Annotated in this window: 19 protein-coding genes and 1 riboswitch; of the genes, 10 read left to right on the top strand and 9 right to left on the bottom strand. The window is 70.6% G+C overall.

What is annotated here, in order from left to right; all coding sequences use genetic code 11:
• Positions 1-9: 9 nt before the first annotated feature.
• Entirely contained in the window at positions 10-1,266 is a 1,257-nt protein-coding gene (locus UA75_RS26245) for an anhydro-N-acetylmuramic acid kinase (protein WP_075742526.1), read from the bottom strand.
• Positions 1,267-1,383: 117 nt separating this feature from the next.
• Between UA75_RS26245 and ftsY the strand changes: the two genes are divergently transcribed.
• From ftsY to UA75_RS26220, 4 genes are all read left to right on the top strand, one after another.
• Entirely contained in the window at positions 1,384-2,883 is a 1,500-nt protein-coding gene (gene ftsY / locus UA75_RS26240) for a signal recognition particle-docking protein FtsY (protein ID WP_075742525.1), read from the top strand.
• A gap of 613 nt (positions 2,884-3,496) precedes the next feature.
• The gene (locus tag UA75_RS26230; protein ID WP_075742523.1) at positions 3,497-4,228 is read left to right on the top strand and encodes a D-Ala-D-Ala carboxypeptidase family metallohydrolase; all 732 of its coding nucleotides are present in this window, start codon (positions 3,497-3,499) and stop codon (positions 4,226-4,228) included.
• A gap of 320 nt (positions 4,229-4,548) precedes the next feature.
• The gene (locus UA75_RS26225; RefSeq protein WP_075744233.1) at positions 4,549-5,931 is read left to right on the top strand and encodes an ammonium transporter; all 1,383 of its coding nucleotides are present in this window, start codon (positions 4,549-4,551) and stop codon (positions 5,929-5,931) included.
• Positions 5,928-6,266, top strand: coding sequence for a P-II family nitrogen regulator (locus UA75_RS26220; RefSeq protein WP_075742522.1), 339 nt, complete (start codon positions 5,928-5,930; stop codon positions 6,264-6,266). The genes UA75_RS26225 and UA75_RS26220 overlap by 4 nt, the downstream gene beginning before the upstream one ends.
• Before the next feature lie 499 nt (positions 6,267-6,765).
• On the opposite strand, the gene UA75_RS26215 is transcribed toward UA75_RS26220, so the two are convergent.
• Both UA75_RS26215 and UA75_RS26210 read right to left on the bottom strand, forming a co-directional pair.
• A complete protein-coding gene (locus tag UA75_RS26215) occupies positions 6,766-7,806 on the bottom strand; it encodes a DUF2382 domain-containing protein (protein WP_083683633.1) in 1,041 nt (346 codons plus the stop codon).
• Positions 7,807-7,941: 135 nt separating this feature from the next.
• Positions 7,942-8,283 carry a hypothetical protein gene (locus UA75_RS26210; protein WP_157434449.1) on the bottom strand — a complete coding sequence of 114 codons (342 nt, stop codon included), beginning with the start codon at positions 8,281-8,283 and terminating at the stop codon, positions 7,942-7,944.
• 449 nt (positions 8,284-8,732) lie between these two features.
• Here UA75_RS26210 and UA75_RS26205 point away from each other — a divergent pair, with 449 nt between their 5' ends.
• From UA75_RS26205 to UA75_RS26195, 3 genes are all read left to right on the top strand, one after another.
• Complete coding sequence (locus UA75_RS26205) at positions 8,733-9,587, top strand: hypothetical protein (RefSeq protein WP_157434448.1); 855 nt, start codon at positions 8,733-8,735, stop codon at positions 9,585-9,587.
• A 132-nt stretch (positions 9,588-9,719) separates the two neighbouring features.
• Positions 9,720-10,016 (top strand): DUF6343 family protein, encoded by a 297-nt coding sequence (locus tag UA75_RS26200; protein WP_075742518.1) that lies wholly within the window; start codon positions 9,720-9,722, stop codon positions 10,014-10,016.
• A gap of 399 nt (positions 10,017-10,415) precedes the next feature.
• The gene (locus UA75_RS26195; RefSeq protein ID WP_083684157.1) at positions 10,416-11,858 is read left to right on the top strand and encodes a dihydrolipoyl dehydrogenase family protein; all 1,443 of its coding nucleotides are present in this window, start codon (positions 10,416-10,418) and stop codon (positions 11,856-11,858) included.
• A gap of 7 nt (positions 11,859-11,865) precedes the next feature.
• On the opposite strand, the gene UA75_RS26190 is transcribed toward UA75_RS26195, so the two are convergent.
• Entirely contained in the window at positions 11,866-13,344 is a 1,479-nt protein-coding gene (locus UA75_RS26190; RefSeq protein WP_157434447.1) for a hypothetical protein, read from the bottom strand.
• Between the two features lie 464 nt (positions 13,345-13,808).
• Between UA75_RS26190 and UA75_RS26185 the strand changes: the two genes are divergently transcribed.
• Both UA75_RS26185 and UA75_RS26180 read left to right on the top strand, forming a co-directional pair.
• Complete coding sequence (locus UA75_RS26185; RefSeq protein ID WP_075742516.1) at positions 13,809-14,312, top strand: DUF3145 domain-containing protein; 504 nt, start codon at positions 13,809-13,811, stop codon at positions 14,310-14,312.
• Between the two features lie 184 nt (positions 14,313-14,496).
• Positions 14,497-15,126: a hypothetical protein gene (locus tag UA75_RS26180; protein ID WP_083683632.1), complete on the top strand. Its 630-nt coding sequence runs from the start codon at positions 14,497-14,499 to the stop codon at positions 15,124-15,126.
• 421 nt (positions 15,127-15,547) lie between these two features.
• On the opposite strand, the gene UA75_RS26175 is transcribed toward UA75_RS26180, so the two are convergent.
• The 5 genes from UA75_RS26175 to UA75_RS26155 all read right to left on the bottom strand — a co-directional run bounded on the left by UA75_RS26175 (position 15,548) and on the right by UA75_RS26155 (position 20,743).
• Complete coding sequence (locus tag UA75_RS26175) at positions 15,548-16,786, bottom strand: beta-ketoacyl-[acyl-carrier-protein] synthase family protein (RefSeq protein WP_075742515.1); 1,239 nt, start codon at positions 16,784-16,786, stop codon at positions 15,548-15,550.
• Complete coding sequence (locus UA75_RS26170; protein WP_075742514.1) at positions 16,783-17,031, bottom strand: acyl carrier protein; 249 nt, start codon at positions 17,029-17,031, stop codon at positions 16,783-16,785. Before UA75_RS26170 ends, UA75_RS26175 begins: the two co-directional genes overlap by 4 nt.
• Before the next feature lie 154 nt (positions 17,032-17,185).
• A complete protein-coding gene (locus UA75_RS26165; protein ID WP_075742513.1) occupies positions 17,186-18,172 on the bottom strand; it encodes a beta-ketoacyl-ACP synthase III in 987 nt (328 codons plus the stop codon).
• Positions 18,169-19,137 (bottom strand): ACP S-malonyltransferase, encoded by a 969-nt coding sequence (locus UA75_RS26160; protein WP_083683631.1) that lies wholly within the window; start codon positions 19,135-19,137, stop codon positions 18,169-18,171. The genes UA75_RS26165 and UA75_RS26160 overlap by 4 nt, the downstream gene beginning before the upstream one ends.
• 397 nt (positions 19,138-19,534) lie before the next feature.
• Positions 19,535-20,743 (bottom strand): PucR family transcriptional regulator, encoded by a 1,209-nt coding sequence (locus UA75_RS26155; RefSeq protein ID WP_075742512.1) that lies wholly within the window; start codon positions 20,741-20,743, stop codon positions 19,535-19,537.
• Positions 20,744-21,678: 935 nt separating this feature from the next.
• Between UA75_RS26155 and UA75_RS26145 the strand changes: the two genes are divergently transcribed.
• Positions 21,679-22,497 carry a mechanosensitive ion channel family protein gene (locus UA75_RS26145; protein WP_075742510.1) on the top strand — a complete coding sequence of 273 codons (819 nt, stop codon included), beginning with the start codon at positions 21,679-21,681 and terminating at the stop codon, positions 22,495-22,497.
• A 156-nt stretch (positions 22,498-22,653) separates the two neighbouring features.
• Positions 22,654-22,789: riboswitch (FMN riboswitch) on the top strand.
• Positions 22,790-22,821 lie beyond the last annotated feature (32 nt).

Below are 22,821 nucleotides of genomic sequence, written 5' to 3'. Positions count from 1 at the left end.
GCCTCCTGGTCAGTGCGCGGCGGCGGCCGGGCCGAGGTCGGGTCTGTCGCGAACGTGGTCGATGCGCAGGGCACGGACGGCAGCGGCGCTGGGAGGGGGCTGGCGTAGCGGACCGGCGCCGGGAGTGATCGAGCCGAGCACCCTCGGCCCGGCTGCTCCGGTGGCCGACGGCAGGTTGCCGGGGAGCCCGTGCCAGGTCAGGAAGCCGAGCAGCGTGGTGAGGTAGGCCTCCTTGTCATCGCCCGGCACCCCCAGCAGGTCGCTGGGAGTCAACTGGGCGGGTGTGAGCCGAGCACGCAGCGCTCGAAGCAGAGTCGGATTCCGAGCACCGCCCCCGGAGACGACGACCCTGGACAGCCCGTGTCCTCGGACGGCGGCGCCGATCGTCGCGGCGGTCAGCTCCACGAGAGTGGCCAACAGGTCCGGCGGGGCGATGGCGGGGCGACCGGCCAGCAGGCCGCGCAGGTAGGCGCCGTTGAAGTGCTCCTTGCCCGTCGACTTGGGCGGAGCGGCGCTGTAGAAGGGGTCGGCGAGCAGCTCGCCGAGCAGGTCGGAGTCGGGCCTCCCCCGCGCGGCGAGCCTGCCGCCCACGTCGAAGCCCGGCCCTGCCGGGTCGAGTTCGGTGCAGGCGGCGTCGAGCAGGGCGTTGGCCGGACCGACGTCGTAGGCGATGGTCGCCGCGCCGTCGGCCACGGTGAGATTCGCGATGCCGCCGAGGTTCAACACGCCGATCGGCGTGTGGTCCTCGGGTTCGGCACGGACGAGACCCGCGATCCAGTACCGGTCGAACAGGCCTGCCAGCGGGGCGCCGTGGCCGCCTGCTGCGACGTCTCTGGTCCGAAGGTCGTCGACGACCGGCAGCCCGACGGCCTCGGCGATCCACGCCGGGGACCCGAGTTGGAGCGTCCCCAGACAGCTGCCCGCCGAGCCCGCTGCACCGGGCTCGATCCAGTGGTAGACGGTCTGCCCGAGTGAGGCGACGAGATCGGCTCGCCCGCCGCCGTACTCGTCGATCGCCCGGAGTGCCGCCTCGGCGAAGGTCTGTCCGATCCGGGTGTCGAGCTCGCAGAGCAGCCGGGCGGAGCAGTCGCCCTCCTGGACGACGGTCATGAGGTCGCGGCGCAGATCGACCGGATAGGGCACGCCGAGACCCCCCAACGGTTGCAACGACACCGTCTCGTCCGCCACGGCGAGATCGGCGACGGCCACGTCGACGGCGTCCATCGACGTGCCCGAGCTGAGACCGACGACCCGACAACGATCCATCTGCTGTGGTCTAGAGCACAGCGGCGCTTTGCGCAAGAGGTGCGGGCTCGGCCGAGGCGGTGACACCGCCGCAGGCCGGTTCCCGGTCAGAGCTGCGGCGAGTGGGAGGATGGCCGCGTGCCGACCACGTGGATCTGGGTTCTCGTCATCGCTCTCGTCGTGCTTGCCGCAGCGCTGATCACGGGTGTGGTGCTGGTCCGACGCCGACGCATCCGACTGACCGAGGCCGAGTCGGCGTCGCAGGCGGGCGAGGTGCGTTCCGGGCCGCGTGGCGGCGGTTACCAGGCAGGCGGCGGGATCAGTCTGTCCTCGCGAACTGCTGCCGACCGCACCGAGGTGGACGGCCAGCCCGGTGTCGGCGACGACGCGGCGGTGCCGAGGGACTCGCGGCGACGCGGCATCGTCGACGTGACCCTGCCCCCGGCGGACGGACCCGCTCTCGACACCGGGACCGACTCGGACACCACGACCGCGCCAGAGACCCGACCTGCCGAGCCTGCGGGGCCTACGACCGAGACGGTATCCCCGGCCGACTCCGCTGCCGCACCCGCCCCGAGGGTCGAACCGCCCACGACCCCGGTGCCCGCCCAGCCTGCCGAGCCCCCGACGGCCCCGGTCCCCGCGCAGCCCGCCGAGCCGCCGACGACGCCCGTTCCCGCGCAGCCGCAGCCCGCACCGACGCAGGTCGAGGAGATCGCGCCGACCGAAGGGCGTCTCGAACGGCTTCGGGGCAGGTTGTCGCGTAGCCGTTCTGCCTTCGGCCAGGGCCTGCTCGGACTGCTCGGCGCCGGCGATCTCGACGAGGACTCCTGGACCGAGGTGGAGGACACCCTGCTGCTCGCCGACCTCGGCGCGCTGACGACCACCGAGGTGGTCGGCAAGCTGCGGGAGCGCATCGCCTCCCGTGGGGTGCGCACGGCGGCGCAGGTCAGGGCGTTGCTGACCGAGGTGCTGGTGGAGTCGCTCGGTCCGGAGATGGAGCGTTCCGTGCGGGCGCTGCCGCACAGCGGCAGGCCCGCTGTCCTGCTCGTGGTGGGCGTCAACGGCACCGGCAAGACCACCACCACCGGCAAGCTGGCCAGGGTGCTGGTCGCGGACGGCAGGCAGGTGGTGCTCGGCGCGGCCGACACCTTCCGAGCCGCGGCTGCCGATCAGCTCGCCACCTGGGGCGCCAGGGTCGGTGCCGAGGTGGTGCGGGGGCGCGAGGGCGCCGACCCGGCCAGCGTGGCCTTCGACGCGGTCCGACAGGGCACCTCGGCCGGGGTCGACGCCGTCCTGGTGGACACCGCGGGCAGACTGCACACCAAGTCGGGCCTGATGGACGAACTGGGCAAGGTCAAGCGGGTCGTCGAGAAGCAGTCCGAGGTCGACGAGGTGCTGCTCGTCCTCGATGCGACGACCGGGCAGAACGGGCTGACCCAGGCCAGGGTCTTCTCCGAGGTCGTCAACGTGACCGGCATCGTCCTGACCAAGCTCGACGGCACGGCCAAGGGCGGGATCGTCTTCCAGGTGCAGCGCGAACTGGGCGTCCCGGTCAAGCTCGTCGGTCTCGGCGAGGGACCGGACGACCTGGCTCCGTTCGAGCCCGCCGCCTTCGTCGACGCCCTGCTCAACTAGTCACCGCTCCCGGTTCCGGCGGGTCGTCGGACTGATCGCGGACGCACGACGTCGGCCCGCCTGTGCCTGCTTTCGACCGGCTCGGAAGGCGGGCGGCGGGCGGCCGCGACCGTGGAACCGTCTACGGGCGGCGCGACCGGCAGGGGTCGCCGTCGACGAGCGGGTCTCGACTCGGATCTGGACGTCGTGGGACTCGTGGTGACGGCTCGCGTGGCCGGCATCGCGCAACACGACCCGGCTCGGTCGTCCGCCGCACGTGCTGCCTGCCGGTCGGGTCTGGCGCTCTGGTCCGGCACCGGCCGGGCCGGCACCGGCCGGGCCGGCGCCGGATCGACTCGGACTCCGCCCCGGATCGACCGGCTGCGGCCTGCCGCCCCGCACAGGCGCCGGGACCGCTCGGCGGTGCGCTCCTGCTGCCAACGGTCGTAGGACCGGCAGCCGCCCGGCCGTATCGGCTGAGCCGTCCACTTCAGTGCGCTGATCCGACCGGCCGAAGCTGGGTGCCGGGTTCGTGAATTCTTCCCCCACACTCTGTCCATTTCGCCGAAAGATCGGCACGGTGAGGGATGGTCGGCCCAGTGCAGGCCGGCCACTGGGTGGAAGGAGAACGACGATGCTGAGACTGCTCGGACGCATGAGCGTCCTGCTCGCCGCACTGGTGATGACCATGGGCACCGTGAGCGTCGTGAGTGCGCCTGAGGCGCATGCCTACAACTGGACGAGGACTCTTCGGCAGGGTGACAGCGGTGCCGATGTCCGCGAACTGCAGATTCGGGTCGCGGGCTGGGCCGCCGCCAGCGCATCGCGCACCGCGTTGACCGTCGACGGCGACTTCGGACCCGCCACGCAGGGCGCGGTGCGTCGCTTCCAGGGTGCGTACGGGCTGGGCATCGACGGCGTGGTGGGGCCTGCGACCCAGGCTCAGCTCAACTGGCTGGAGGCCTCGGACGGGTCGACTCGGCACTTCAACTTCTCGGAGTTCCACTCCAGGGACGGCGCCGCGTTCAACAACGGTCGGGTCGGCGCCTCCACGGTCCGGGAGAACGTCCGCAGGCTGATGTACAAGCTGGAGGCCGTCCGTAAGAAGTCGGGGGACCGGGCGATCACGATCAACTCCGGCTTCCGCAGCGTCTCGCACAACGCCGCCGTCGGCGGCGCATCCAACAGTCAGCACATGTACGGCATCGCGGCCGACATCGTCATCAGCGGTCGTTCGGTGAGTCAGACCATCGGCTACGGCCAGACCTCGGGCTTCTCCGGGATCATTCGCTACAGCACCTTCACCCATGTCGACAGCCGTGCGGAGTACTCCTACGGCTCCAGCGCCTGGTACTGGGCCATCTAGCCCGGTCACGGATCGATGAAGCGCGGCGTCCCAGCAGGGGCGCCGCGCTTCGTCTTGCGGTGAGGTGGGATGCTCAGATACAGCCTTGCGGCATTCGGGCGAATTCAGCCAAGACCTTCCGGCCTGCCCGTGAGCATTCCGTAACCTAGTGGGAGCGCTCTCTCGATCTTCGTCTCGTGCCACTTCGATGTTTGCCCGGTGTCGGAAATCTTCCCGTAACCGATGGTGAAGGTATTTCACGTAGGGGAAACATCGATGGACACATGCCGAAACGCCCCGGTTCGAACCTTGGCCGAAGCGTCGGCACGAACGGAGGCGAGATGGATAGCGGAAATACCGCGTGGGTGCTCACCAGCGCGGCCTTGGTGATGCTCATGACGCCAGGGCTGGCTTTCTTCTACGGTGGCATGGTTCGCTCGAAGAGCGTGCTGAATATGATCATGATGAGTCTCGGGAGCATGGGTGTCGTCGGCATCCTGTGGGTGCTCTTCGGCTATTCCATGGCATTCGGCGACGATGTGGGTCTTGGTCTTCTCGGGAACCCGCTCGAATACTTCGGCCTCAACGGCCTGTGGAGCCCGGATTCGCTCTCCGGTGACATTCCCACCCTGGCGTTCGTCGGCTTCCAGGCGATGTTCGCCATCATCACGGTGGCGTTGATCTCTGGTGCGGTCGCCGATCGCATCAGATTCGGCCCGTGGCTGCTGTTCGCCGGGCTCTGGGCACTGGTCGTCTACTTCCCGGTGGCGCACTGGGTCTTCGCGTTCAGCGATGAGGAGTCCGGGGTGGTAGGCGGCTGGATCGCCAACACCCTCGGCGCGATCGACTTCGCGGGCGGCACGGCCGTCCATATCAACGCCGGTGCGGCGGCACTCGCGCTGGCGCTGGTGCTCGGCAGGCGGCGCGGCTGGCCGCAGGAGCCGATGAGACCGCACAACCTGCCGATGGTGGTCCTCGGCGCGGCACTGCTGTGGTTCGGCTGGTTCGGCTTCAACGCGGGCTCGGCGCTCGCGGCAGACGGCGCGGCCGCGCTGGTCCTGGTCAACACGCTGGTCGCGACCGGCGCGGCGATGCTCGCCTGGCTGTTGGTCGAGCGAATCCGAGACAAGCACGCCACTACTCTGGGCGCCGCCTCCGGCATCGTCGCGGGTCTGGTGGCCATCACCCCCGCAGGCTCGTCGGTCTCCCCGTTGGGAGCCATCGCCGTCGGGCTCATCTCGGGTGCGCTCTGCGCCCTGGCGGTCGGCCTGAAGTACCGCTTCCGCTACGACGACTCGCTCGACGTCGTCGGCGTGCACCTGGTCGGCGGCCTGGTGGGAACCCTGCTGATCGGCTTCTTCGGCGACAGCAGCACCCCGGCCGGGGTCGACGGCCTGTTCTTCGGCGGCGGCTTCGGGCTGCTCGGCATCCAGGCTGTCGGTGCCTTCGCGGTGCTGGCGTACTCCTTCGTGCTGAGCCTGCTGCTCGCACTGCTCGTCAAGGCGGTCATCGGACTCCGAGTCCCGCCGGAGGCGGAGGACGCGGGCGTCGACGAGTCGGAACACGCAGAAGGCGGCTACGAGTTCGCCGGTTTCGCCGTCAGCCGCGTCGCCGGGCACCAGACTGGGTCGACCGGCGCGGCGACGACCTCCGCGCCCGGCCCGACGGCGCCGACGACGAGTTCGGACTCGGCGTCGCCTGCCTATGAGGGGAGTAAGCAGTGAAGCTGGTGACCGCGATCGTCAAGCCCGCGACCCTGGACGCGATTCGCACGGGCCTGGACAGGCTCGGTGTGCTGGGCATGACAGTGGGCGAGGTCCGCGGCTATGGCAGGCAGAAAGGCCATACCGAGGTCTACCGAGGTGCAGGCGTCTCCATCGACTATGTGGCGAAGGTCCGGATCGACGTGCTCACCGAGACGTCCATCGCCGAGGAGGTCGTGACGACGATCGTGGAGAACGCCCACAGCGGCCAGATCGGCGACGGCAAGGTCTGGGTGACCACGGTCGACTCCGTCGTACGGGTGCGGACCGGCGAACGCGACAGCGAAGCGCTGTAGACACCCGGCAACGTCGGGCAGGCATCCGGGTCGGCCCGACAGAGTCATCCCATTCGGCGTGCCGCCGACGTGACATGACGCCGACGCGATAGACGGAGTCCCTCATCGAGGGGCTCCGTCTTCGTCTGTGCGGGGCGGTGCAGGCCCGATTCGGCCCTGGTGCCAGGATCTCGTTCGCCGTGAGTCGTCCGGCGACGCCTGCGGGTCGCGGGGGCTTCCGAACCGATGCGCGGGGTGCGCTCGGCGACGTGATGAGTAGATCCCCTCAGTCGATCTGGTGCCTTTCCCTCTCCTCGCCCGCCGCCCCGGCTGACAGGCTTGTCGATAGTTCCGCCAGGAGATCGAGTCCGTTCGATCGGATTCCGCCCCGATCGAGCCACTCCCGAGGGCCTCGCCGCTGCTGGCCGGACGACGTGCAACGCCGCCCGAGTGGCCTGGTGAGGGGTGAGGCCAGTCGGGCGGCGAAGCGTGTTCATGCCCCGGCTCGCGTCTTGCGACGTCAGGTCTGACGGCCGGAGCGGCCGTCAGATCCGCCGTGGCCGTCATGACCGTCGTTGAACTCGAAGCGTTCCTTGCGGACCTGATCGGTGATGGTCTGCTCCTCGGTGGTCATCTCGGTGGTCAGTCGCACCCGCTCGACCGGGACGGTCCGACGCTCGATCACCGGGCGCTCCTCGTGCAGGATGACCTCGCGCTGCTCCTCGTGAATGCGCAGTCCCGATCCTGCGGCGGCCTCCCGGTCGGCATCGGTGATCGGCTCGGTCTCCATGCGGACGCGCTCCCGCTTGAGCGGCACCTTGATCTGCACCTCTTCGGTGACCACGTACTTGCGCAACCAGGCGCGGCCGACCTCCACCTGCTCGGCATGCACGCTGAGCTGCTCCTCGCAGCGGGTGATGGCCTCGCCTCGGTTTGTCTGCCGCGCGACCGGCGACTCCGCCGCGCGACCGGTGGCGCTCCGGTCACCCTTGGCCGTCGGGGTCGGCGCACCGGTCCGGCCTGCGGCGCGCTCCTCCGCCGCCAGCATCTCGGGATAGGTGCTCGCCGCGTGCTGCTGCCCGGCCCGTGCCTCGGCGCCGCTGATACGGGACTCCGGCTGCCTGGCGCCCGCAGCGCCCGCAGCGCCCGCCGCCCCGCCCGTGCTCGGCTGCGCGGTGTCGGACGCTGCGGCGGCCTGCTGTCTGCTTCCGCTGTTCAGCCCCTCCGGGCTCTGGCGCTGGCTGGGCAGGCCGTAGTAGTCGTACAGCCTGCTCTCCTCCTCGATCGGCAGTTCGCCCTGATCCGGGGCCACCTGAGGCGCCTCGCGGACCTGGTCCCGGTTGTAGCGCACCTCCACGTCGCCCTGATCATTGCGACGCATCCCCGCTACCGGGACGAAGCTCTCGCGCACTCCGAACAAGCCGGTGTGCACGGAGATCCAGGACGGCTCTCCGGACGGTCCGTCCAGCCATACCTGTGCGATCTTGCCGATCTTGCTGCCGTCCGCACCATAGACGGTGCGACCGGGCAGCTTTTTGATGTCCTGCATACCACTGGTCATTGTTCGCCACCTCCAGACGACTCCACTGAAGGGAGTACCCAGCTGGTCCAATGCGCGGACAGAACCACCCGAAAGGGTTGCGTCTAGGCGGCGAGTCCAACCGTGTGGGCGAGGCTTGGTGGGGTATTGGCGCGCTCAGCGGGCGAAGCGCGTCGACCGGAGCGCAGCCCGCGTGGTGGCGGGCGCCCATCGTGCCGGGATCTCGTTCTCGACGTTGCGCTCCTTGTCGGCCTGTCGCGGGACGGCAGGCGTCACGTGCTGCCCCGTCGTGCTCAGGCCTGCCGCGCTCAGGGTCGTCGTGCCGAGGGGTGTCGCGCTCAGACTCATCGCGCTCAGGGCGTCCGACAACGCCTGAGCGAACTCGGGAGAGAAGACCTGCCCCCGGCGGATCGCCACCACTGGTCGTCCGCCGGTGGTATAGCTGACACACACCGGGGAGGACAGCTCATCCTTGACTACGAAGAGTGGTGAGTTCACCACCGGCTCCCTTCTCTCGCGGTTGTGGTGTTCGATCACCCGAACCACGTCGTTCCACCCCGGCAGGCATCCCCGCTCGGTTCGGGACGACCACGATGCCGATCGGGTGGTCGACAGTGGAGGGACATGACGGTCAGAACTGCCGGTACCTGCGAATATCTCGGATGATTCCCGAGATTCGTTTGCTCGGACGGAGTAATACGACGACGGTTTCCCCGACGCTACGCCGGCCCGCCGGCCGCCCGGCGCCTCTCACTCGAACGTGGAGAGTCGGCGCGTCGCAGGCTGGCTGGGGCGGTGCGGTTCCGGCGTCCGGGGGGCGTGCCGCCACTCGTTCGCCTCAAGGAAATGTCACTTTGAGTGATCGTTTCTCGTTGTGATCCGGTGCTCTGCCGCCGTCTGTGGGGCGGGTCTTCCGGTGCGGCAGCGAAGCCGGGACCATCTCAGGAGTGCGCACTGGTCGGCTGTCGGGAGCGACGGCGTTGCTGCCGCGATGGCAGGAGTTGACGCTGCTGGTGCAGCGCGCGTCCGACCGGCCACGCTGGCAGCAGGTGCAGGCGGTGATCATCTCGCTGTGGTCGGGTGCCTGGATCGTCGGCCAGATCGGTCCCCCCGATACGAGACTCTCGCCGCTGGACGTGCCGGGCCGGGCCTTGGAGACGGTCGGCGTCGACGTCCGGGACGCACTGCACTCGGCAGGAGAGTTCCTCGCCGAGCCACAGCGGCGGACGGTCCTGCTGTTGTGCGCCTGGGTTGCGGGACTGCTGTGGGCGGCGACGACCGAGCACGCCCAGTACACGGCCCTGGCAGGCTGGCTCCTGGTGATGGTCGCGGCGGAGGGCCTCGGGTATCACCAGGCGATCTATCGGGCGGTCCTCGCGCTGGTCGGGCTCGTCGTCCTGCTCTACCTGTGTTCACTGCCACTACGTCGGGTGCCGATGAACCGACGTCCCCGGCTGCTGCCTCGAGACGTGCTGAGTGCGGGCGCCACGGCGGGTGCGTTGTCGGGAATCGTCCCGCTGCTCGCCATCGGCATGCTCACGACGAGGGTGTGCAGGCCTTATCTCACCCGACCCCCCGCGCTGGTCGGCGAGGTGCTGTCCCCGATCCGGCCCGAGTCGACTCGGGCAGGCGGTCCGGCCCGGTCGAGTGCGGGACCGGCCTTCGATCGGTCCGAGCAGTCCGACCAGCGCAGTCGGTCTGAGCAACAGGAGCAGGGCGGACCGGCGCGGCCTGAGATCGACATCCCGGATCAGCCGGGCGCCGAGCACGATGTCGCCGATCCCGCCCGGCGGACGGACTGACCCGGACCCGCGATGTCGAGTCCCACGTGACCACCGCCTGCGATGACGCAGGCGACAGCGGGCCCGACCCCGTGGCGGAGCGCCGATCGGGCGGTGCGTGTGCCTGGACGGCGGCGTGGGTACTACCGATGCATGGCTGATCCCGCCCGAGAGCCCCGACATCGACGCACCCGCGCCGAGTACGAGCGTGGGTTGTACGACTACCACGACCTGACCGCCGGGATCGGCGGCGCGGCGCCCACCAGGAGCCCCCTGACCCTGCGGCTGTGGCTGGCGGGGTTCGGCCTGGTGTTCTGTACCGGGGCCGCCGTGTTGTTCTTCATCGCCGACCACGTCGTCTTCGGCACCGTGCTGGCCGTCTTGGCCGTGATCGCCGCGGTGGACCTCATGTGGATCGCCCACCGCAAGCGGCGTGGCGAGCCCGGCTGAGTGCGTCCCCAGGCGGACATCGGCTCAGCAGCCGGACCGGGCGAGGCAGCAGGCCCGGCAATGCCTGCCCTGCTGCGCGGACCCGAGGTGCGGGCTCGCCGCGCGCTCTCGATCCGCCGCAGGGGCCGCATCCGATGCGGTACCCGATCGACGGCCCCGCCTCGGAAGATCCCCGCACGGCCGAGGTCGCCCGCCTGACGAATCGGCGGTAGGCGTGACGAACCTCGTCGACGGCGACCGCCGGAGCGCTGGCCGCCGCGGACCGCACGGTGTGCAGCGGGCATAAAGGCGGTGACTCCCCGGCCCGCCGATGGCGGTGCGTGCCGGGAAGTGCACCCCAGGTCACAGAACGGTGACGTCGAGTTGCCGGGAGGTGCGCGCTGCGGTGCGCTGTGCGGCGTGGATCAGAAGAAGATCGAACATCAGACGGAGTTCGACGTCATCGTGATCGGTGGCGGAGCGGTCGGCGAGAACGTCGCGGCCCGTGCAGTGCAGGGCGGGTTGCGAGCGGTGATCGTCGAGGCGGAGCTGTTGGGTGGCGAGTGCTCCTACTGGGCGTGCATGCCGAGCAAGGCACTGCTGCGGCCGGGCAGCGCGCTCGCCGCCGCCCGCCGAGTCCCCGGCGCGCGCGAGGCGGTGACCGGCCGGCTGGACGTCGCCGAGGTCCTCAAGGAACGGGACGCCATCGCCTCCGACTGGAAGGACGACGGACAGCTCGACTGGGCGCGCAGCAGCGGCATCGCCGTGATCAAGGGGACCGCACGCATCACCGGACCACGTCGGGTCCGTGTCGAGGACGCCGACGGCACCCGCGAGATCACCGCCGTCCAGGCCGTGGTCGTCTGCACCGGCAGCGCCCCACGCACCCCGCCGATCCCCGGACTCGACGAGATCCGTACCTGGACCTCCAGGGACGCGACCTCCGCCCGCTCGGTGCCCCGGCGGCTCGCCGTCCTCGGCGGCGGACCGGTCGGCGTCGAGCTGGCACAGGCCTGGGCACGCCTCGGCTCCAACGTCACCCTCATCAACGGCGGGCCGCGCCTCCTCCAGAGTTTCGAGGACTTCGCGGGCGAACTGGTCGCCGAAGGGCTGCGCGAGGACGGCGTCGAGGTCCTGCTCGACACCACGCTGGAGCGGGTCGGTGCCGAAGCGGGCGGCATCGCCCTGCGAACGGACGAAGGCAGGCGGATCAAGGCCGATGAACTCCTCGTCGCGACCGGTCGGAGCCCGGCGACTCACGCGATCGGGCTGGACGTGGTCGGCCTGACCCCCGGCGAGCCGCTCCGCGTCGATGATTCCGGGCAGGTGACGGGCATCGAGGGCAGCTGGCTGTACGCGGCGGGCGACGTCACCGGCCGGGCTCCGCTGACCCACCAGGGCAAGTACGCGGCACGGGTGGTCGGCGACGTGATCGCGGGGCGCGCGGCGGGAACGCCGGAGGCCCGCAGCGCCTCGCCGTGGAGCCGTTTCGCGGCCACCGCCGACCACACCGCCGTCCCGCAGGTCGTGTTCACCGACCCCGAGGTCGCCGCCGTCGGATTCACTGCGGACGCCGCTCGACAGGCGGGCCTGCGCACCAGGGTCGTCGACCTGGACATCGCCGTCGGTGGCTCCTCGGTTCATGCCAAGGACTATCGCGGCCGGGCCCGCATGGTCGTCGACGAGGATCGACGAGTCCTGGTCGGCGTCACGTTCGCGGGCTACGACGTGGCCGAGCTGCTGCACGCGGCGACCATCGCCATCGTCGGCGAGGTGCCGATCGATCGACTCTGGCACGCGGTGCCCGCGTACCCGACGATCAGCGAGGTCTGGTTGCGGCTGTTGGAGAAGTACGGGCTCTGAAGGTCGATCACCGGGCGGACAGCGTCAGGCCGGTCTCGGCGAGCGTCGTCAGCTCGACGTCATCGGGCGCCGACGGCGCGTCGATCCACACCGCCTGACCGATCCGCACCTGGGTGCCGGTCCTGGCGACGACGAAGGCGGCGCCGTCGAACGACTCCGGCCCGCCGCGCCAGCCCTGCCCGTCGCGCACCAGGTCGTTGATCCCGCCTCGGCCGACGCCGGTCACGAGCTGTTCGAACTCCTGGGCCTGGTTCTCGTCGGTGAACTCGACCACCGACGTCGAGACCGCGGCCTCGGCAGGCGCATCCGTGTGGAACAGGCCTCGGGACAGACCGGTACAGGGATGGTCGGTCAGCCAGGCCTGCACGTCGCCGTAGGAGTGCCGCGCGCAGTCGTCGGCACCGTCCTCGCCCCGGACGGCGAACTCGGTGCCCTCCGCGACCACGACGGCGACGGGCGCGGACTCATCGCCGTCCTCGACCCCCGAGCTGTCGCCGCCCAGGCTGGACTCGACGGCGAGGAACGCCATCACGCCGAGCACGAGGGCCGCGATGACCGCCGCCGCCACCAGCTGACCGGAGAACCCCGTCCGCCGGGACGCCGGACGGACCGCGCCCGGCCACCCGCCTGCAGCCGCCCCGGGCTGCCCGACTGCGGGCGGCGGGCCCGACGGCCCCGCCGGGACGCGTGCCCCGAGGCCGGGCGGCTGCGCTGCGCCGGGCCTGCCCGCGTGCGGCGCGACGGGACCGGTCGTCGCCGAGTTCGGTGTCCCGGAACGGGCCGGGTCCGGCGCTCCCGCGTCCGGTGGTGCGGGGACGCCCGCAGGCCGGGGGAGTACGACCGTGCCCGCGTCCGCCTGGCCGAGGGGGACGGCCGTCTGCTGCGCGGAGACGGCGGCCTCGGCAGTCGAGAAGCCCTCGGCGTCCAGCTCCGCCGAGGTCAGGACATCCTCGACCAGCTCGGGCCGATCCGGGAACAGGGCGAGAAGGACGCGCCGTGCCTCGCCCACCCCCAGCCACGTCGAGCGATGCGCGGACTCGCGCAGCGCGCCGAGCAGCGACGGCGGCGAGGGATGCAGGACCCAGAAGCCCTCTGCGAGGTCCTCCGGCGGCTGGCGAACCTCCTCGACGTACGGCCCGATGGCGATCACGGTGGTCAGCGGGACCTGCGTCCCGGCGTTCCGCAGCCGGTCCCGCACCACACGTGTCAGCTCGATCGCCTCGCCCGCCGGGTTGGGCGACTCGTCAGACCTGGTGAGCAGCCAGCCGTCGACGCGCCACCGCCTGCTCAGCGGGGCGTCGAGCTTCATCGCGGGGTCCGGCAGGTCGACTCCGACCACGAGGGTCAGGCCGGTCGGTCGGATGATCAGCGCGTCCACCGGGCGGGCCGCTCCCGACGGCGTGTCCCCGAGGACGGCCACCCCGCCGACTAGTCTGTCGCCCCGGCCCCAGGAGGCAAGCGTCGCTCGTACGTCGACGCTGATCACCGAAGGGCCTTCACCGAGCCGAATCAGCCGCACTGGCCACCTCCCGCGGTGTACATGACGAAGCCCTGACCTCGGATGCCTCGACGGCGATCTGCTGCCGGGCTGCACGTGACGGGCTCGGAGTCTCACGGTAGCCCTCGTCACGGAACTGCTCACGCTACTCAGTGGTAAACACCGGTTCGTGCAAGCGGGCCGGGACCGCCGGGTGTGTCGTGCCCGGGCGCCTCGGCGGACTCGTCTGGCGGAGATCAGCCACGTCGGTGCAGAATGACGCCATCGATCGATTCGATCAGCTGTCTGTTATGTCCGTTCAATGTGGTGGTTCGATCGCGGTCCGGAGGTTGTCGACTGATTCACCGTTCTACGGTGGTGAACTGATTCACCGTTCTACGGTGGAACCGAACCGCGCGCTGCTCGCGAGGCCGTAGGGGAAGACGTCCCTCGTCGAGCAGCGGAGGTCAGCAGTGAGCACTAGTGGCAACACCAGTGGCGTCGTCTACGTCCACTCGTCGCCTTCTGCGGTCTGTCCGCATGTCGAGTGGGCGATCTCGGGAACGGTGGGCACGCGCGTCGGTCTTCAGTGGACTGCGCAGCCGATGGCCGCCGGTCAGCTGCGCGCCGAATGCAACTGGTCCGGCGCGGCGGGCACCGGAGCGCGTCTGGCCGCCGCGCTGCGCGTCTGGCCGATGATCCGCTTCGAGGTCACCGAGGAGGCGAGCCCCGGCATCGACGGCGAGCGCTTCTGCCATGTGCCCGGCCTCGGTCTGTGGCGGGCCAGAACCAGCGCCAACGGGGACATCGTGGTCACCGAGGACCAGCTGCGGACGCTGCTCGCCTGCGGCGTCGAACGGGACACCGTGACGCACCGGGTCGGCGAACTGCTCGGCGCCGCCTGGGACGACGCACTCGAACCGTTTCGGCCCGCAGGGGACGGCGCCCCGGTCACCTGGCTCCACCAGGTCGGTTGAACCGGCCGCGACACCATCGCGGCCTCGACTGTGTACCCCGCCGATCGCGGGCCTGATCGGGTGGGACGGCCGCCCGGTCGGTGTCGGAGGTTTCGGTCGGGCGGTGGGCGGAGCGCGACCGGACGGCCGCCTTGCACTGCACGATCGAGCCGGTTCGTCGCGGAAGGTATGACACCCTGGGCGAGTGCTGACCGACAGTGAGCCGCCCCGGGATTTCGCCGGGCGCCCCCGCGAGCCCGGGTGGCTGCACAGGGCCTGGCTCGCCCTCGGCATCGTCGGAGTGCTCGGTCTGGCCGTGATCGCGGGCCTGCTCGTCGCCGATCGCTACCCGTCGAGCACGGCGGCTCTCACGACGACCCCCGCGCGCCCGCCTGCCGACCGACCGCAGGAGGGCGAGCCCGTCGAGCCGGTCCTCTCGGACGACGTGCTCGGTCATCCCGACGAGGACGCGATCCGCGTGCTGGTCGACACCCACTTCGAGGCGATCAACGGCCTCAACTACGAGTTATGGGCGACGACGGTCGTCGAGCACCGCGTCCGAGACCTGCCGGAACAGGTCTGGATGGACAGCTACCGGTCCACGACCGACGGCAACGTGATCGTCCACCGCATCGATCCCGGCCCGGCCGACTCGCTGCGGATGGTGCTGAGCTTCGTCAGCCTTCAGGACCCGCAGGACGCCCCCGCCGAGGTGCCCGCCGACTGTGTGTACTGGCGGGTCGTCTATCCGCTGGCCATCGAGAACGGCAGGCTCAAACTCGACAGCGGACTGCCGAACAGCTCCGTCCCCAGCCCGTGTGAGGACGAGGGCTGATCCGCACCCGCCGCCGAGCTCCCGCCCGCCTGTCAGCCCGGTCGGCTCACCGGATTTCCGCCGCGTGCCTGCCTGCCCGTCGCGGTCGTCCTCGCCGACCCGCTCGCCGCCGCACGACGAACCGGCAGTGCAGCGCGCCACAGCCCCGTTCGGTGCCGCAGCACCAGCCGTGACGACCGCCGTGGGCGCCTGCACCCTGGCCGAGTCCGCACCGCCGAGCCCTCGCTCGGCCCGGCTCTCGATGCCCGACGGCCGCCCGCACGGTGTCGTCGAACCGACAACCGACAACCGGTGGCTGTGCCGTGCGGCGGCGCGAGCGGCCCGGCGTCCTGCGGTGGCTCGAACCCGATCTATGAGGGCAGAGCCGAGAAGACTCTGCTCCGACGCGGCCTGCGAGGACTCCTCGCAGGCGCCCGCACTGCTACAGGCCGGGGCTTCCACCAGTGAACGCGAGCGCGACGTTGTGTCCGCCGAACCCGAAGGCGTCGTTCACCGCCACGGTGAACGTGCCCTTGCGGGGTGCGTCCGCCACGACGTCCAGCTCCACGCCGGGGTCGAGGTTCTCCAGGTTCTGGGTGTGCGGAATCACGCCGTGGTAGAGCGAGAGCAGCGCGATGATCGACTCGACCGCGCCCGCCGCTCCGAGCAGATGACCCATCGACGACTTGGGTGCCGTCACCACCGGGTGATCACCGATCGATGACTTGATCGACACCGCCTCGGCCACATCGCCCACCGGAGTGGACGTCGCATGTGCGTTGACGTGATCGACGTCGGACGGCGACAGGTCCGCGGAGCGCAGTGCCTTCTGGATGGCCGAGGACTGGCCGCGACCGGTCGGCTCAGGGGCGGTGATGTGGTACGCGTCGGCACTGGTGCCCACGCCCGCCAGCCTGCCGTAGACGCGGGCTCCTCTGGCGGCGGCGTAGTCGGCCCGCTCGAGGACCATGATGCCCGCGCCCTCACCGAGGACGAATCCGTCCCGGTCGGCGTCGAACGGCCGAGAGGCCCGCTCCGGCTCGTCGTTCCGGGTGCTCAGCGCTCGCATCTGGGCGAATCCCGCGACCGGCAGTGAGTGGATCACTGCCTCGGCCCCGCCTGCCACGACCACGTCGACCTCGCCTGCCTTGAGCATCCGCCAGCCCCAGGCGAGCGCCTCGGCGCCGGAGGCGCAGGCCGAGACCGGCGCGTGCACTCCGCCCTGCGAACCCAGTTCCAGACCGACGGCGGCCGCCGGTCCGTTGGGCATCAACATGGGGATGGTCAGCGGCGAGACCTTCCGCAGGCCCTTCTGCTCCAGCAGGTCGTCCTGGTCGAGCAGCGTGATGGCCCCGCCGATGCCGGTGCCGACGACGACGGCGAGTCGTTCCGGGTCGACCTCGGGAGACCCGGCGTCCGCCCAGGCCTGCCGCGACGCGATGACCGCGACCTGCTCGCAGCGGTCGAGCCTGCGGGCCTGGACCCTGGGGAGCACGTCGGTCGGCTCCACCGCAAGGGGGGCGGCGATGCGAACCGGGAGGTCGTACTTCTCCGGCCATTCCGCAGGGATCTGCCGGACGCCGCTGCGTCCGGCGAGCATGGCGTCCCAGGTGGACGCGACGTCACCGCCGAGCGGTGTCGTCGCGCCGAGCCCGGTGACGACTACGTCGTTGTCGGTCACTTGTTGTCGTCGATGTACTTCACCGCATCGCCCACGGTCTTGAGGTTGGCGAGTTCGTCATCGGGGATCTTGACGCCGAACTTGTCCTCGGCCTGCACGGCGATCTCGACCATCGACAGCGAGTCGATGTCCAGGTCGTCGATGAAGGACTTGTCCTGGGTGACGTCGTCAGCGGCGACACCGGCGACCTCTTCGACGATCGCGGCCAGACCGTCGGCGATGAAGGTGGTTCCCTCGTTCGACACAGACTTTCCCTTTCCTCTGTGCTGGTATCCGGTCGGCCAGGCAGGCCTACTCGGAAGACGACAGCGTGCAGTGTGGCGCACCACGGGGGCGTGGCCTGCACGCCGGGGGCTTACCCGTCGGTATCAGACGAGCAGGTGAGGTGCGTCAAGCGCCTCATGGGCACACCACCACCTGCCCCGCGTAGGACAACCCCGCGCCGAAGCCGATCAGCAGCACCACGTCGCCGTGAGAGATCTCACCCGCGGCGCGCATGTGATCCAGCGCGATCGGGATCGAGGCGGCCGAGGTGTTGCCGGTGTGCACGATGTCCCTGGCGACCACCAGGTCCTCCCGTGCGCCCTTGGCGCGAAGCCGTTTGGCGATCGACTCGACGATGCGGAGATTGGCCTGGTGCGGTACGAGTGCGTCGATGTCCGACAGCTTCAGTCCCGCGGCCGCCACCGCATCCTCGGCGACCGGGGCGATTTTGGTGGTGGCCCAGCGGAAGACCGCCTGCCCCTCCTGGTAGATGAAACGGTTGTCCCGAAGGTGGATGGTCTGCGCCAGGTCACCCGCGCTGCCCCACGCCACCGGTCCGATTCCCGGCTCCTCGGCCGGTCCGACGACGGCGGCGCCCGCCCCGTCGGCGAAGATGATCGCGTTCGCGCGATCCGTCCAGTCGACCCAGTCGGTGAAACGCTCGGCGCCGATCACCAGCACTCGACGTGCCGATCCGCCTCGAACCAGGTCGGATGCGGTGCCCAACGCGTAGCTGAAGCCCGCACAGGCCGCGTTGAGATCGAAGGCCGCTCCCGCCTTGATGCCGATCGCGTCCGCGGTCTGCGCGGCGGCGTTGGGGATCGGGCCGGGCATCGTGCAGGTGGCGAAGATGAGGGTGTCGATCTCGGCGGCTGCTAACCCGGCGTCGGCCACGGCCTTGGAGCCCGCCTCGACGCCCATGCTCACCAAGGTCTGATCCTGATCCGACAGCCGCCTGCTCACGATGCCGACGCGTTCTCGGATCCACTCGTCAGAGGTGTCGATGGTCTTGGCGAGGTCGTCGTTCGTGACCACCCGATTGCCGAGCGCGCTGCCCAGACCGAGGATGCGCGTGTTGGCGGGTCCGGTGCGCAGGGTGATCCGAGGCCGTTCGGCGCTCATCGAGTGGTCTCCGAGGTGGTGTCGGCGTCGGCGGCGTGTTCGGTGATCACCTGGACGGCTTTGTCCAGGTCGGCGGGGGTCTTCAACGGCACGGTCTTCGTGCCTTTCATGCCCCGCTTGACGAGGCCGACGAGCGCCCCGGCAGGCGGCAGTTCGACGACGGCGGTGACGCCCTGATCGGCGAGCGTGGCCATGCAGGCGTCCCAGCGCACCGGGCGGGTGACCTGCGCGACGAGTCGCCGTAGGATCTCGGCGCCGTCGTCCTGTGCTCCGCCGTCGAAGTTCGAGAGCAGCGGGCGGACCGGGTGGGCGACCTCGACAGACTCGGCGTGCTTGCGCAGCGCCTCTTCAGCAGGGGCCATGAACCGGGTGTGGAAGGCGCCCGCGACGGCCAGCGGTCGCACCCTGGCGCCTTCCGGCGGTTCCTCGCTCAGGGCGCTCAGCGCATCGAGCGGGCCCGCCGCGACGATCTGGCCGCCGCCGTTGCGGTTCGCCGGGTCGAGCCCCAGCTCCGCCAGCCTGGCGAGCACCACGTCAGGCTCGCCGCCCAGCACGGCGGACATCCCGCTGGCCTCCAACGCGCAGGCGTCGGCCATCTCCCGGCCGCGTACCGCCGCGAGACGTACCGCGTCGATCGGCCGGAACACCCCCGCCAGCGCCGCTGCGGCGAGTTCTCCGACGGAGTGGCCCGCGATCGTCAGGTTCGTGGGCAGGTCGATCCGGCGGCACAGCTCCTCGGCTGCCAGCAGGGTCAGCGCGACGACCAGCGGCTGGGTGACCGCAGTGTCCTTGATCTCCTCCGCGTCGGCCTCGGTGCCCAGCCGGACGAGGTCGAGACCCGTGGCCTCGGACCAGTCGGCCAACTGTTCGCGGGCACCCTCGGCCTCCAGCCACGGGGTCAGCATGCCGGGCGACTGAGAACCCTGTCCTGGCGCGAGCAGTGCGATCACCCGTTCACTGAACACGTCCGCGTTGCTGGTCTGTGATGCTGTGGCTGACGAAGTCCCAGGCCCTTCGTTGTGGGGTTCCTACAAGGCGGTCACGACTCCTGCGACGTGAGACGGTCATTCCTTGTTCCCGACCACGGGTCTTCCGAGGTCGTCCGGGGTTTTCTGCCGCAGTTCGTCCCCGGCTGGGAGACCCCTGGCGCAGGCATGAGCGACGGGGACCGTCGTGCACCGGACGACGTCCGGGCGGTGCACCTCGCGGGTGCGGACGACGGCATCGCCGGTGCCTGCGGACCGCGCCGCACCGGGGCGAGCGTGTCGCGCCGGCGTTCACCCGCAATGGCGCGCGCATCACACCGGGCAGTCTCGACCGGGGCGCGGCGACATCTGCCGCCGGGCGGCGGCGATCAGCGGCTCACCACAGCCCTCGGGCGTGCGCGAGCCTGCCCACCTTGAGAGCGACCTGGAGGACCAGCGCGTCGCGGGGATCCGCCGGGTTGTACCCGGTCAGCTCCGCCACCCGGCGCAGCCGATAACGCACGGTGTTCGGATGCACGAACAGGGTCTTCGCGCAGGCCTCCAGCACGCCGCCGACCTCGAGATAGGCCTGCACCGTCTCCAGCAGCCCGCCACTGGACTCGGCCAGCGGCATCATCACCTGCTCGACGAGCTGCCGCTCGGCGCCGGGGTCGCCCGCCAGCGCCCGTTCCGGCAGCAGATCGGTGGACCGCACCGGCCGAGGAGCGGCAGGCCAGGCCACCACGGCCCGCAGCCCGGAGAGCGCGTCCTCCGCGGAGCGGTGCGCGTCGGCGAGGCTTTCCACGGTCGGGCCCGCCACGACCGGTCCGTCCCCGAAGCCCTCGGAGATCTTCAACAGGACGTCGCGCTCCTCGGCCGCGTCCACCATTCCGCCGAGCACCACGACCAGCCGTGATCCGTGCACGCCCAGCAGCACCGGCCGGGACACCCTGGCCGCACGGCTGCGCACCTCGTAGAGCACGGCGGGCGGATCGGTCGACGGCGGATTGCCGACCAGCACGGTGGCGGCGACCGGTTGATCCCAGCCCAGCGCCGAGGCCCTGGACAGGAGGGACTCCTCGGCGTCGCCCCGCACGACCCCGTCCACGATCAGTGACTCCAGCCGGGCGTCCCAGGCGCCCCTGGCCTCGGCCGCCGCCGCATACGAGGTGGCGGCGGTGAAGGCGATCTCGCGACCGAAGCGGAGGATTCCCTCGGTCAGCACCGCCCGCTCCGCGTCGTCCGCGGCGAGTTCGGGGAGCCTGCGTTCGAAGACGTCGATGGCGATGCGTACCAGCTCGACCGTCTGGCGCAGGCTCATCCACCGGGACAGGTCCTTGGGGGCGGCGCGCAGGAATCCCTCGGCCGTCACTCTCGGCGTGGACTCCGACTCGCTCAGCCAGACGATGAAGTTCGCCACGCCTGCCTGGATGATCAGCAGGATGCTGGCCCGCTGATCGGCTGGGAGTCTGCGGAACCAGGGAAGCAGGCTCTGCATCGATGCGATGCTCGCGGTGGCCAGGCCGCCGGAGGCGTACTCCAGCCTGCGCAGGGTCTGTACAGACAGTCCATTCCTGGCCTGTCCTGCTTCGATGGCCTCGCCCATGGCCGCCAGAATCGCATGGGGGCCTCGGGGCGGAGGGGGCCGGGCATGCTTCGGCCGCCGTCGTTCGGCCGTCACGGGTGCCGAGACCCGCGAACCGGAGGTCGTCCCCGGAGTCAGCCGGAGTGGGCCGCAGGCCGACCGCCGCCGTCGATCCCGTCGTGATCGTCGTCGAACCGATCCCTGCCTGGCAGGACACCGACCGCCCGGAACGTCTTTCGGCCCGCGGCACCTGCTTCGGGCACCCGAGTGGGGGCGACCGAGGCCGTGCGCCCGGCGGCGGGGTGAGCCGGTGCTCGTTCGGGGCGGCACGCACTGCCGCCGGTCGGATCGGGCGGCCGAGCCTGCCGAGTGCGAGGGTGACCCCTTGGCGACGTCGGGGCGTGGTCGTCCACCAGGACGAGCGCGGGCAGGCCGGGGCGGCTGGGGACGGCGTGTGATCGCGGCGCTCGGTGCGCGGCGGCCGTCGACCGGCCGGCCTGCGGTGGCTGCCGCAGCACTCGCTCCGACTCCGCGACCCTTTTCGGGAATCCGGGAATGGCCGCGACAGGTGCGGCTCCGGGGCTGCACCGAGTCCGCCCGATTTCGGGGTCGCATCGCCGAACAGGCGGATTCGGAGTTCCTGTGGTATTCGCTTCGCGCTCCCGATGAATTGAGAGCCCGCCGGGCTGCACCCGGGCAGGCACGCGAATGAGTTCGTGGTTCCCCCACGTGGCGCCTGCTCGGCTCGCCGCCGTGGCTGCGGCCCGCTGACCTGCGAAAGTCATGGGCGGTGGCGGCCTCGGTACGGTGGCCCGGCTGCCTCGATCGCTCGATCTATCGTGGTCCCGACGCGATTTCCCCCTTTCGTGCTGCGTGGCGATGACGGCGTCAGCGGGTCGATCAGGAAACGATCTGGAGGAGACGGAAGACACAAGTCGCTTGACGAGGAGGAAGCGGTGGGCGAGAACATTCGCAGCGGGCTCGGGGACGCCTGGTCCATGATCGCCACGTTCGTGCCCAAATTCATCGGTTTCCTTATCATCCTGCTGATCGGCTGGTTGATCGCCAAGGGAGTGTCCAAGGGGCTCGGGCTGCTGCTGCACCGCGCGGGCTTCCACCGGCTGGTGGAGAAGACCGGGCTCTCCGGGATGCTCAGCAAGTCCAAGGTCGATCTCGGCGACATCATCATCAAGATCATCTATTACTTCATCATGCTGATCACGTTGCAGATCGCGTTCAGCGTCTTCGGCTCCGGCAATGCCATCAGCCAACTCCTCCACCAGGTCATCGTCTACATCCCGCGCGTCGTGGTGGCACTGATCCTGCTGTTGATCGCGGCGGCCATCGGCCGGGTGGTGCGAGACTTGATCCGCTCCGCGCTCGCCGGGCGGTCCTACGGACATCTGCTCGGCACGCTGTCCTTCGTCTTCCTTGTCGCGCTGGGCGTCATCGCCGCGCTCAACCAGCTCGGAATCGCCGTCACCGTCACGCTGCCGGTACTGATCACGGTGCTGGCCACCATCGGCGGCATCCTGGTGGTCGGCCTGGGCGGCGGCCTCATCAAGCCTGCTCAGCAGCGGTGGGTGACCTGGCTGGACCACTTCGAGAACGAGACCGCCCGCAGCGGCGGAGCGGGCCAGCGCGCAGGCGGTGCGACCGCGGCGGGTGGCGGCGGCGCAGGCGGTGTCGGGGAGGGGCGCGACCGGCCTGCAGGCCGTCCCCGGCGCAGGCCCGGTGACGCCGACCCGTTCGACTCCGGCGGCCAGCCGACCTGATCGAGGGGGCTCCTCGCCGAGTCGGCCGACGGCCCGGCGGTGTTCTCGTCGCCGCTCCGCCCATCTCCGGGTGAGGCGGAAGTGTCTCAGCTCACATCATGTGGGCTGAGGTCGACGGAATGCCGCCGGGCCGTTCGTCGTTTGGCTGACCAGACGACGTGCGCTCCGGGGTCGGTGGAAGTCCGAACCGGCGGTGACAGTCCGCGACCCGTCCGGCTGCTGTTCGGCCGCGACGGTTGACCCGGTGGAACTCCGGGACCGACGGTGAAAGTCCGGATGGTAGGCGGCGCACGCGAGTCGGCGGAGCCGTCGTGCGCCGTCGGC

It is taken from the genome of Actinoalloteichus sp. GBA129-24 (genome assembly GCF_001941645.1).
GTDB lineage: Bacteria > Actinomycetota > Actinomycetes > Mycobacteriales > Pseudonocardiaceae > Actinoalloteichus_A > Actinoalloteichus_A fjordicus.
This window is presented reverse-complemented; position numbering and strand designations above follow the sequence as displayed.